The organism is Erwinia wuhanensis, from assembly GCF_030484085.1.
Classification (GTDB): domain Bacteria; phylum Pseudomonadota; class Gammaproteobacteria; order Enterobacterales; family Enterobacteriaceae; genus Erwinia; species Erwinia aeris.
The window spans coordinates 187,917-199,415 of record NZ_JAUJUH010000006.1 but is presented as its reverse complement, the minus strand read 5'-3'; the positions used below and the strand labels follow the sequence as shown (position 1 = coordinate 199,415).

Here is an 11,499-nt window from a genome sequence, read left to right as displayed (position 1 = left end):
AAGGGGCATCGGCCGATGCCCCTTTTTGCTCAGGTCATTTTTTTGCCGTTAAGATCGTACACCGTGCGCCGCCAGCGGTTATCGGGACGATTAACGAAAGACCCCTGATCAACCGGCCTGACGGCATGAATAATGTTGCCGTCAGCATTGGTTTGCACCTCGTTCCAGTTGGCCGAACAGTGCAGATAGTCTGCCGCCAGTAAAGCGATTTCCTCCTCGCTGAAGCCGACCGCTTCCCGCCCGTGGCGAGCGGCATGGCTCAGCGCCAGCGCTTTGTCACACAGCGGCAGCAGCTTATCCGGTAGCGCCAGCGCCTGGTCGGCTTCATCAATAGCGGTAAATACCACGCCCGCCGCCCGGGCCGCCTCCATCATCACCCTCAGCGCCACTTTCGCCCAGTCGTTGCGCACGGTGCGCCGCAGTACCGCCGCCGCGCCGCTGCGTTTTTGCAGCATTCCGTAGCGATCGGCGGGCATCCTGTCGTCAAACCAGCTGCGTATTTCTACCTCGCCGTTATCAACGTAAGGCGCAATCGCCGGATAGCCGCGCAGGGCCTCCAGCGCTTTGCTGGCGGCGCGGTAGACCCTGGTCTCTTCGTCCGGGGTAGAGAGCGGCACGGTTTCAAACTGCGGGCGGGTCAGAAAACAGCTTTCCTGTTCGACAGCGTGATAGCCGCCGCCGATATCCGAATGGGCGCCCGGCAGCGCCACCTCAGGCCAGGCAGGCCGCACGCTGTTCAGCGCGAAGTTAAAGCGGCATTCGTGCTGCGCGGTAAGATGAAAGACTTTCTCCGCCACGCCGGGCCGCAGCGCCAGATTGACGTCGCCGCTGTCCGCGCTGTTAGGGTTCAGACCGTTCGCCAGCGTCGCCACGGCGGCTACCGTATCAAAGAGGCCCAGAAAACGGGTTTTCCCGGCTGGCGAACCGCGATATTCCACGCCCTCCAGCCCTCTTTCGATCGCTTCAATAAGGGCGCTGTCGCCATTAAACACGCGGTTGGCAAAATGGCGCGCGGCGGCGGCGCCCCGGCTGAAGCCGAAAAGATCGAATTGCAGCTCGTTGATAACCAGGTTCGGCTGGCGGATAGCGTAATTGCGCAGCGCCTCAACCAGCGCGGCAACGGCTTTGTTGGTTTTCGCCACGATGCCCCGGCTGCCCGTGCCGAACGCCATATTCAGCGCCCTGTCCGCCGCGCCCGCTTCCGTGCCGATGCCGTCGATATAAAGACGCTGCTGGCTCTGCCCACCCGCAAGGTCGGTAGCGTACAGCGAATGCAGCCGATGGATGTTGGTGTAGTGACCAATATGGCTGCCGAGGGCGCTATCGCGAAAGCCCAGCGTCTGCTTTGCGGCCTGCCGCCAGGCCGCCAGCGCTTCGCTGTCCTCCGGCGCAGGGCCGCCCGTCTCCAGACTGCTGCGGGCGTTCAGCGCGTTATTGCCCGTGCCGTCAAAAAAGATGCCGAGGGTAAGAGTGACGACGGCTTGCTGCTGTGCGCTCTGGTCGTCCGCAGAGGCGCGCAGTAGCAGGCTCATCTGGGTATCCGGTCAGTTTCAGGGGCGGCCAGTAAGCCGCTATAGCCGGATCAATACAAGGGGTTACCGTCGCCAATTTTGCCGGGCACGCGGTAAAAATTAGTAGGGTATTCAAATCGTTAATTATTTCAGGCGGGGAAGGAGGTGGGCGGTATCGCCGAAGAGAACGCGCACGACGGCAGACGGGAAACCTTCCGCAACAGACGGGCCTTTGCGGAAGGTCTATCGTCACGGAAAGGATATTACTGGCTCTTATAAGCCAGCCAGGCCAGCAGCTGCAGGCTGGCAGAGTAATAATCCTGATCCTCCGTCAGCTGGTCGCTGAGGTAGCCGGTCTGATTCAGGGTTAAATCACGCACCGCCAGCAGGCCGCCAGCCATATTGTAAGGCGCCTTATTACCGTTGCTGACGTCGATCCACGCGGGCGTTTTATCACGCGCGAAGCCCGTCCAGAAATGCTGGAAAGGCACCAGCTGCAGGCTCTGCGCATCGTACCAGTAGAGATAAAGCGGCACGCGGATAGCATCGTAAGAGAAGCGCGGCGGCCAGCCAATGCCGGGCGCGACGCTGCCGTCAGCGTTCAGCGCTACCCAGTCGGTTGGCAGCGCGGCGTCGCCGAAACGCATTTTCGGCAGCAGATCCATCCCGCTGTCGATCAGGTTCGTCCACACCTTAAGATGGCTGCGCGCGGCAAAATCCCGCCAGGCCGGGAACAGGAAATAAGAAGGATTCAGCACCACGTAGCTGGTTTTATTAAACCCCCGATCGCCCGGCAGCATCACGGTGTGGCCCGCGTAGGTAATCACTTCTTTGGCGACAATGGCGCGCTGAATAGCATCGGACGCCTGCAGCCAGGCGTTGTTCTGCCATTTCTGGCCCGCTTGCAGCAACGCCCAGGCGATCAGCACATCGCCGTCGGAGGCGCTGTTCTTATCCGCTACGGGATCGGTCGCGTCAGGCACGTATTTCCAGTAGAACAGCCCATTTTGCGGGTTTTTCAGGTGCTTTTGCGTCCAGTTCCACAGGTTAGCGAAGCTTTCGCGATCGTTATTGGCGACCGCCAGCAGCATGCCGTAGCCCTGGCCTTCGGTGTGGCTGATATTTTTGTTGCCGGTATCCTGAATACGGCCTTCACTGGTTAAAAAGCGGCTTTTAAAGGTGCTCCAGCCGTCGGCGGCGCTGGCCTGCATACAGCCCAGCACCATTACAATCATCAATACGCTCGCCCTGAGCAGAGTCATGGATAGATTCCTTACAGCTGATAGCGAAAAGTAGCAGTCGTGCTGCCGGTATCGAGGCAGGTCAGCGAAACGGTCGGGCTGCCGCCCTGCTCGCCCAGCCAGCGGGCGTAGAGGCCGCTCAGCACCGCGCCCAGCGCCTGCCGCCACTGTCGGTCATCCATCTGACCGCCTGCCGACGGCAGGGCCATATGGTGGATCAGCATCGCGGTTTCATGCGGCTGCACGTCGACAAAACCCCAGTTAAAGCGCGCCAGCGCCAGATTGATCTGCTGTTCCAGCTCGCCAACGGTGCGCGCCGCGCCCAGCGGATAACGACCGGCCAGGCTGTCGCCCATCTGCCGTAAAAACGCGTGGCTTTCCTGCTCGCCCGCGTTGTTCAGCATGCCGTTAATCATCAGGCTCAGCAGATCGAACCAGCCGGGCTGATACTGCTGCTGGCGGTAGTAGTTCAGGGTACGTTCCTGAAATTCACTCATTATTTGTCTCCGAGCCTGTAGCGGAAGTAAAGTTGAGCCGTGCTCTCGTTGTAGTCACCAAAGGTGTCGTAACCCAGCTGACCGCCAACGGTGACGTCCTTGCTGACCTTATAATCCGCGCCCGCATGAAGATTATAGCCAATGCCGTTTTTACTGCCGCCCGCGTAGTAAGCCTCGGTGGCGTAACCGGCGTCATAGTAGCTTTGCAGCTCTGCCTGTTTGACCGGATCGGTCGGGAAGTAGGCGCTGCGATCCTGGGAGTAAGACTGATAGCCCACGGAACCGCCCACTTTCACCTTCAGATCGTCGTAGTTTTTGCTCCAGTCCACCGGGAACGACACGGCTACGAAATCCTGCGGGCTGAAGTAGCCGCCCTGGCCGTAGCTGTAGTAGCTGAGGTTCTTTGAGAAATCCATCCAGCTCATGCTGATGCCGGTTTTCAGCTCGCTGTTACCGTCGTGATAAGGACGTACGTAGGCGCCGGCCGTGCCGTTCAGGCTCTGGTTGCTGGCAACGTTCTCACCGATATAGCTGTAGCCGCCTGCGCCAACATAAAAACCGGCGTCGCCGTTGTCATAGCTCAGCAGCGCGTTGCCGCCGTTTTTGGTGACGGCGCCCCATTTTTTACCGCTCAGCTTGTCTTCGGTGCCGACATAAGAGAGCAGGCTGTCGGTGACGGCGCGCCGTTCGCCGGTCAGGATCAGCGTCAGATAGTCGGTGAGCTTCGGCGACCACTGGATGCCACCCACCAGCGTGCTGAGATCCTGACCCAGCGGCGTCGATCCCAGGTCGATCTTAAAGTTGTCGTTGGTCAGGCCCAGGTTGACCTCTACGCCGGAGGCGGTCTGCGATCCTGGCGAGTTGAGCAGCACGGCCGAAGGCGCGCTGTTATTCGCCTGGGCGATGCGGCCCTGCTCCAGCGCCTGGGTGCCGACGCGAGCGAGCGACGTGCCCGACGCGCTGCCCGCGTTCAGCGTCACCGGCGTCAGCGTAAAGTTGAAGCGCGTATCGCCGTAAGGCACGCTTGACCAGCTCAGCGGCGCTTTAGCCTCGGTCAGCTTGCTCAGGCCCGTTTCGCCGTCGCGTCCTCTGACCTGCACACCGCCCTGCGCCCAGCTGCCGGTACGTTCCTGTAAGCCGTCTATCATGGTATCGATCTGGTGCAGCGTTCGCGCCTGCTGCGAGGCTGCTTCGGTGTCGGCGCCATTACCCGTCGGCGCCTGCTGCCACGGCATTACGCCGCCGTAGGCGGAAGGCGATTTGCGCGCTATCAGCGTGGTGCGATCCACAAACGGGTTATCCGCCAGCGCCATGCCACCAATCACCGGCGTCGGGCCGCCCTGCAAACCAATCATCCCGCCGCGCGCGCTGCGCAGATAAGCCAGCGCCTGCTGGTGGTCGCCGTCGGCTTCGGCCACGCGCGCCATCAACAGCAGGCGCTCCGGCGTCTGTTCGCCCTGTAATCCCGCCATCAGCGCTTTGGCTTTCGCCAGGTCGTGCGTCGCCAGCGCCACGTCGATAGCGCCCACGCGCGCATCCTGCGTTGGCGTGTCGCGGGTCATCAGGTAGTCATAAACCACGCCCGCTTCTTTGTTCATTTTGCCGGACTGATAAAGGCGGCCCATCGCAAACATCAGATCGCTGTTCTGCGGATCGCGCTGCAGCGCGCCGATCAGCTTGTCGTAGGCCGCCGCATATTTGCCCTGAGTGCGCAGACGGTCGGCTTCGTTGATCAGATAGCCGTTCTGGATACCGGCCAGCTGGTCTGGCGTACTGTTAGCCTGAAGCGTCGGGCTGCTCAGGAAGCTTTGCGCTTCGCCGCTCAGTCCGGCCTGGTTCAGCACCGCGACCTGAAGCGCGTAATCGCCCGCGTTGCCCTGCACGCCGCGCTGCATATTGCCGCGCACCACGGCGACGGCCGCGTTAAGGTCGCCCGCGTCGGCCAGCCCTTTCGCCAGGCTGCCCGCATCCGCCGGGTTGGTTGGCGGATTCACCGTCAGCGCCCGCAGCGTGTTGGCCGCGGCGGCCGTCGATCCCTGCGCCAGATACTGCTGCGCGACCGCCATTTGCAGATTGAAGTTCACGCGGCGAGAAAGTTCACGCATGTCGCCGTTCTGCTGATGAACGCGCGCCAGCAGCGACTGCGCCTGCTGCCAGGCACCGCTTTCGCTGGCGAACAGCGCGGCGGCATAGATTTCACTGCTGCCGGCGCTGGCGCGGAAAGCGGGCTGCATCACGCCAGCCGCCTGCGCGGTGTCGCCCTGCTGCTGATAAAGGCGAGCCAGGTCAAGCCGCAGCCAGGCATCGTTCGGAAAACGCTGCATCCCGGCGGACAGCAGCGCAATAGCCCGCTGAGGATGGCCGGACTGCGCCGCCTGTTTGGCTTCGCGGCGCAGCGGATCGCTGGTAACACCGGGACGCGGCGCGACGCTGGCCCGCACGCTTTCCGGCAGCGCGGCGAGCAGCGCGTTGGCCTCGCTGCCCCGGTTCTGCTGGCGCAGCACGTAAAACAGGCCTTCCTTCGCCGGACGGTTATCCGCATCGCTTTGCAGAATGGCGCGATAGGTTTGTTCGGCGGCGTCCAACTGATTGTTGCGGCGCTGCACGTCCGCGCGGAACAGCTTCGCCGCCATGCCTTTTTCGCCTTCCGCCTGGCTCAGCGGCTCGCTCAGGCTCAGCGCCTGCGCGACGTCGCCCGTCTTCAGCGCCTGCTGCGCGGCGGCCAGCTGGCCGTAGAAACGGGCATCGGCAGCCTGCTGCTGGCGCTGCTGGCCGTTATCGCCGCCCTGCTTCGCCGCGCGTTCGAGGTAGTCGGCGGCCGCCGCATAGTTGCCGCTGCGCTGCGCCACATAGCCCAGCCCCGCCAGCGCGTCGGCGTCTTCGGGATTGGCCTGCAAGACATGATCGAAGGCGTTCTGTGCGCCGGACACGTCGCCGCTGTTCAGCGCAGTAAAGCCTTCGCCTTTTTCCGCACCGCCCGCGTTTTTACGGAAATAGTCCATTACCGCGCTGTCCTGCGGATGGCGTTGCTGCCACGCCTGGTAGAGCGGCGCATCTTCCGGCTTCGCGGCCAGCCACAGCATCGCCTGGCGCAGCGAGCGATCGGCATCGTCATTGCCCTCTGCCATGCCGCTTAACGTCTCCATGCCTTCGCGTCGGGTGGCGGCGTCGTAGGTCAGCGCCTTGCCCAGCGCCAGCCTGGCACCGGTATCCTGCGGATGGGCAGCGGCGAACTGGCGCAGCGCGTCAACCGCCTGCGGCAGCAGCGTGCGGTCGCCCGCCATCGTCAGATAGTATTCGGCGGCCACGCTGGCCGGCGGCTCGTTGCCGCTGAAGGTGTTGCGCCAGGTTTGCAGCGAGGCGGCGATATTGCCGCTGCGGGCCTGCTGACGCGCCAGCGCCAGCTGCGCCGCAGGGATGGACTGAAGCTGACGGGCGTTATCCAGCTCGCTCAGCCGTGTATCCTCTGGCGACGCTTTGCTGAGCCGCTCGCGGAAGGCGGACGCCGTTGTTTTATCGCCGCTCTGCTGTGCCCACAGCGCCATCAGATACAGAGCCTGGACGTTATTGCCGTCCACCATCAGCACCTTATTCAGCGCGTCACGCGCCAGCTCGTCATGCGCCTTCTGATGCCAGTAGTTAGCCTGGTCGAACAGCGCCTGCAGGGCCGGATTAGCGCCGGTGGAAGCCGCGCCCGCCGCCAGCGTAATGCACGGCAGGCCCAGCGCGATAAGCGTTTTGATCGTCATAGTCATTTTTTCTCGCCCGGCGTCTGCCGCTCGTGCTGCGGATTCAGCCGTTTCCAGGCGTGCCGCTTCAGCAAAATAAAGGTGCTCAATCCCACTATGGTGGAGAGCAGCAGCGCTATCAGCGCCAGCACGACCGCGTGCTGGCTGGCATACCACACCACCATCATGTACCACGGCATTTCCCCGCTCGGGAACTGCGCGCCGACGCGGAAACTGCGGATGCCGTTTTCGCCGGTGATTATCGCGGTATCGCCCCGGATCCCGGCGTTAATGCGCTGCAATTTCAGGTCATTATGCAGGCTCGCCAGCTGCGCATCGTCGGTCGCTACGGTCGCCACCACCACGTGTGAAGGGCTCCACGGCGAGCGATAGCTGATAAAACCGCGCCAGTCTTCGTTAGAAGAGAAATAGCGATCCGCATCCACCGCCTGGCGACTCCAGTCGCCGGCCAGCCAGCCGCGCAGGTTATCCAGCAGCGTCGGCTCTTTCACGCCCAGGGTGTGGCCGTTTACTTCAAACGGCGAATGCCGCAGCAGCGCCTGGTTGAAGTCGCTTTGCGCCAGCGTGGAGAACGCCAGCACGTCGCTGTTGCGCAGCCAGTCAGGCTTGCCGGCGGGCACGCCGAACAGCACGCGGTTGCCGCTCAGCGCCACGCCGGTAGCGCTACCGGCACGTCCCGCCATATCCAGCAGCGCGCCGATCTCCGCATCGCTGGGCGAGGCAGGCAGCAGCAGCACGGTTTGCGAATAGTCAGCAAAGCGCGTAAACGGAAAAGCGGCGCCGACAAAATAGGAAAGATTCGGCAGCAGAGTGAAGTGGCGCGTATGGCTCAAATCGATCCAGGCGTCATCCTCGATGCGGCTTTTGATGTTGTTATTGGTCAGTACGCTGCACGGCGCGCTGGCCTTCGGCTTGATGTTGAAATAGAGCTGGAGCTGATTGTCGCCGTAAATCAGATAAGGGTCGAACTTCAGGGTGTATTTCTCCTGACGCGCGTCGCCGCCCAGCCGGTGCCAGATGTTTTCCAGCAGCCCGACTTTATTTACGGTCAGATTGCGCAGGAAGGTGCCGTTCAGACTGACGTTGAGGAAGGAGTTATCTTCATCAATCCAGCTTTCCGACGGGAAACGATAGTTCAGCTGCACCGGCACCGTTTCGCCATCCCACAGAAATAAATCAGGCGCGGCGCGGAAGTTTACCTTCAGGGCATCGTGCCAGATGCCGGTAGTGGTCAGGCTTTGATCCTTGCGCAACAGCTCGCTCAGGCGCACCGGCCGATCGGTGTTGATCCAGCGCGGCGCGTCATAGGCCTTGCTCGCGGGAATAGCCTGGCGACCGACCGCCAGCGAGTCGCTGTCGACGCTCAGCGGCTGGGTAAGTCGCCACGCGGCCTGACGCAGATCGTCATCATTATTGCCGATCACCAGCATCAGCTTGTAAACCGGGTTAATCGGGTTATCGACCATCTGCAACGTCGGCCCGTTCACCTGCGGCACGGTTAAGCCTGCGATGGTTTCGCCTGGCTTCGCGAAGACAATGCCGTTTTTCTCCGGCATATCGTTACGCAGTACCGGGAAGTTGACGCCGCGATAGTCGGTCTGGATCCCCAGCCAGGAGGAGACGGTCGCCGCCGCGCTGACTTTGCCCGGCGTGACGGCCGCGCCAAACACCATCGCTATGCTGGCGGGCGTCATGCGCTGCGCATCAATAAACGGGCGCGGGAAATTACGCAGTTTATTGCCGATATTCAGCTGCTGTCCTTCAAGCGCCAGCGTGGTGGCAGGCAGAATAGTCACCTGATAGCGATCGTTATCACGCTCGCACAGCAGCCGATCCGCGTCGTTGATCTTAAAGCTCAGGTTGTTGCTGGACACCACCATCGCGGCCGGAATATCCAGCTGATACTCTTCGCTGGCGCTGTCGGAAGCGCTCAGCGGCAGCGTGCCCAGCGGCTGACCGTTCAGCATCAGCTGCATGGAAGCGTTGCGCGCCGCCAGCGCTTTGGAGACCCTGAGCGACAGATTCAGCCGCGCATTGGTGATCACCTCATCAGCGGGCAGCGTAAAGACGATGCCGGACTGCAGCTGGCTGCCGGTCAGCAGAATGCCGTTGGCCTGGCCCATCTGCGCCACGGAGATGGTGCTGGTCAGCGGCTGATTCAGCAACGCCACCGGCGCGGCGTTATCGGCGATGGGCGGCAGCGGCGGCAGATCTTCTGCCGCTCCGGTTCCAGCCGGCGGCGGGATCTGCGACAGCGCGCTGCTGTCCTGCGTCACGCTGTCGGCGGCATACGCCTGTCCCAGCGTCATTACGCCAAGACAAAGGATGGCTAAAAGCTTTTTCATGCCGCGCTATCCTCATTGGCCTTGAGTGCCTGACGTTTGGCGCGCCGGTCTTTCCAGGTGAGCCAGAACAGTTCGAAGACGGTGCGGACGATGGTCAACAGCGAACGCAGCGGCTTGTCCTTCGGCCCTTCCGGCTTGATCCACGCATCGGCGCGAGCGAGCACCACGCGCACCAGCTCACGACGGCGCGACAGCGGGATTTCAGCAAATTGCAGGCGGATCACGCCGTCATCTGCGCCAATCGTGCTGACAGGAAGCGAGATCGCGCCAGAGTGCAGCATCAAATCGATCGCCTCGATATCGTCCGTTTCATGACGGCTGTCCGGCGCCGTGACCTGCACGCCGCCCATAGAAAGGTTCACCGTGGTGGAGCGCGACGAAATGCCGCTGGCGTAATGCATGATCACCGGAATATCGACGTCGATACGAATGGTTTTGCGCGTCTGTTTGGTTTCACGCGCCACGGCAATCGCGGCCATCAGAATAATCAGGCTGAACAGCGCCCAGCCGACGTTAAGCGCGATAACGTAAGGATCGACGCCAAAATAGTTATGCGCTGCGGCGCGCACGACGCCGCTGACCACGCCCGCCAGCAGCAGGGCGGCGCAGATTACGTGCGGACGCACGATGTTAAAGTCGAAAAAGCCGGTATTCAGCAGGCCGCCTTTGTCGGTGACGTTGAATTTGCCGTGCTTCGGCGAAATCATGGTCAGCAGCGTGGGGATAACCAGATGGAAAGCCATCACCGTTTCGTAGATCTCGCCCCAGAAGGTGGCGCGGAAACGCCCGTTCATCCTGGAGTTGACGTACAGCGACATCACCAGATGCGGCAGCACGTAGGCGAAAATCAGGCTGGCGGAAGAGTGAATAATATTCAGGTCAAACAGCAGGTAAGCCAGCGGCGCGGTCAGAAAGATCACGCGCGGCAGGCCAAACTGGAAGTGCAGCATGGCGTTCAGGTAGCACAGACGCTGCTGCCACTTCAGACCGCGCCCCAGCAGCGGATTATCGACGCGGAAAATCTGCGTCATGCCGCGCGCCCAGCGGGTACGCTGAATAATATGCAGGCCCAGACGTTCGGTCGCCAGACCGGCGGCCAGCGGCAGCGCCAGGAAAGCGGATTTCCAGCCGCGACGCTGCATTTTCAGGGCGGTATGCGCATCTTCGGTCACGGTTTCGGTGGCGAAGCCGCCGATCTCTTCCAGCGCGCTGCGGCGGATAACCGCACAGGAGCCGCAAAAGAAGGTCGCGTTCCAGTTATCGTTGCCCTGCTGAACCGGGCCATAGAACAGCGCGCCTTCGTTCGGGATTTCACGCGCGGCCTTCAGGTTACGCTCGAAGGGATCCGGCGAATAGAAATAGTGCGGCGTTTGCAGCAGCGCCAGCTCGGGATCTTTCAGGAAAGGCGCGACGGTGGCCTGCAGGAACGTTCGGGTCGCCACGTGGTCGCAGTCAAAAACGGTAATCAGCTCGCCTTTGGTGATGGTCATCGCGTGATTCAGGTTGCCCGCCTTGGCGTGGCGGTTGTCGTCGCGCGTGATGTAGCCCACGCCGACATCGGCGGCGAAAACCGCGAACTCGCTGCGCTTGCCGTCGTCCAGCAGATAAATTTTGAGCTTGTCGCGAGGGTAATCGATGCACTGCGCGGCCAGCACGGTATCACGCACCACGTCCAGGCTTTCGTTATAGCTCGGCACGTAAATATCGACGGTCGGCCACAGGCTGATATCATCCGGCATCGGCTCAATGGTTCTTTTTAACGGCCATGACGTTTGCAGATAGCCTAAAAGCAAAATTACCCAGACATATACCTCGGCAATAAATAAGCCGACGCCCAATATAGCTTCGATTTCGGAATTAAAAGCCAGGGTCTCCGTCGCGCGCCAGTATATATAGCGCGTTGACATTAAGGCCGAAAGAAACACCATTACCATGGTAATTTTACGGCTTTTGCTGAGGCCCAGCACGAAAAGAAGGGCGATGGCGATCAGGCCGAAAATATATTGTTTCTGGCTGTCCATCGGCGTGATAACAATCACTGCGGCCAGCGGAAATAATATCAGCAGCTGCAGGTAATACAGGACTTTTTTCATAAGTCATCCTGAAAACAAAACGAGAACTTGCGGAGCGCAGCAGCGCCCCGGCATGGAAGCTAT

At 61.4% G+C, this 11,499-nt stretch carries 6 protein-coding genes; all 6 read right to left on the bottom strand.

Going from position 1 to position 11,499, the window contains the following annotated elements; all coding sequences use genetic code 11:
- Window positions 1-29 precede the first annotated feature (29 nt).
- The 6 genes from QZH36_RS15620 to bcsA all read right to left on the bottom strand — a co-directional run bounded on the left by QZH36_RS15620 (window position 30) and on the right by bcsA (window position 11,436).
- On the bottom strand, window positions 30-1,532 hold the full coding sequence (locus QZH36_RS15620) for a T6SS phospholipase effector Tle1-like catalytic domain-containing protein (RefSeq protein WP_301730604.1): 1,503 nt from the start codon (window positions 1,530-1,532) through the stop codon (window positions 30-32).
- 242 nt (window positions 1,533-1,774) lie between these two features.
- Window positions 1,775-2,773, bottom strand: coding sequence for a family 8 glycosyl hydrolase (locus QZH36_RS15615; RefSeq protein ID WP_301251504.1), 999 nt, complete (start codon window positions 2,771-2,773; stop codon window positions 1,775-1,777).
- Between the two features lie 11 nt (window positions 2,774-2,784).
- Window positions 2,785-3,249, bottom strand: a complete 465-nt coding sequence (bcsD, locus tag QZH36_RS15610; RefSeq protein WP_253456512.1) for a cellulose biosynthesis protein BcsD — start codon at window positions 3,247-3,249, stop codon at window positions 2,785-2,787.
- Window positions 3,249-6,998 (bottom strand): cellulose biosynthesis protein BcsC, encoded by a 3,750-nt coding sequence (locus QZH36_RS15605; RefSeq protein ID WP_301730647.1) that lies wholly within the window; start codon window positions 6,996-6,998, stop codon window positions 3,249-3,251. Before QZH36_RS15605 ends, bcsD begins: the two co-directional genes overlap by 1 nt.
- A gap of 2 nt (window positions 6,999-7,000) precedes the next feature.
- The gene (gene bcsB, locus QZH36_RS15600) at window positions 7,001-9,343 is read right to left on the bottom strand and encodes a cellulose biosynthesis cyclic di-GMP-binding regulatory protein BcsB (RefSeq protein WP_301251506.1); all 2,343 of its coding nucleotides are present in this window, start codon (window positions 9,341-9,343) and stop codon (window positions 7,001-7,003) included.
- The gene (gene bcsA / locus QZH36_RS15595) at window positions 9,340-11,436 is read right to left on the bottom strand and encodes a UDP-forming cellulose synthase catalytic subunit (RefSeq protein ID WP_301730603.1); all 2,097 of its coding nucleotides are present in this window, start codon (window positions 11,434-11,436) and stop codon (window positions 9,340-9,342) included. The genes bcsB and bcsA overlap by 4 nt, the downstream gene beginning before the upstream one ends.
- Between the last annotated feature and the right edge of the window lie 63 nt (window positions 11,437-11,499).

Bases quoted from the DNA above. Each gene is read 5' to 3' on its own strand.
- QZH36_RS15620 (WP_301730604.1), bottom strand. From the start codon at position 1,532: ATGAGCCTGCTACTGCGCGCCTCTGCGGACGACCAGAGCGCACAGCAG.
- QZH36_RS15605 (WP_301730647.1), bottom strand. From the start codon at position 6,998: ATGACGATCAAAACGCTTATCGCGCTGGGCCTGCCGTGCATTACGCTG.
- bcsA (WP_301730603.1), bottom strand. From the start codon at position 11,436: ATGAAAAAAGTCCTGTATTACCTGCAGCTGCTGATATTATTTCCGCTG.
- bcsD (WP_253456512.1), bottom strand. From the start codon at position 3,249: ATGAGTGAATTTCAGGAACGTACCCTGAACTACTACCGCCAGCAGCAG.
- bcsB (WP_301251506.1), bottom strand. From the start codon at position 9,343: ATGAAAAAGCTTTTAGCCATCCTTTGTCTTGGCGTAATGACGCTGGGA.
- QZH36_RS15615 (WP_301251504.1), bottom strand. From the start codon at position 2,773: ATGACTCTGCTCAGGGCGAGCGTATTGATGATTGTAATGGTGCTGGGC.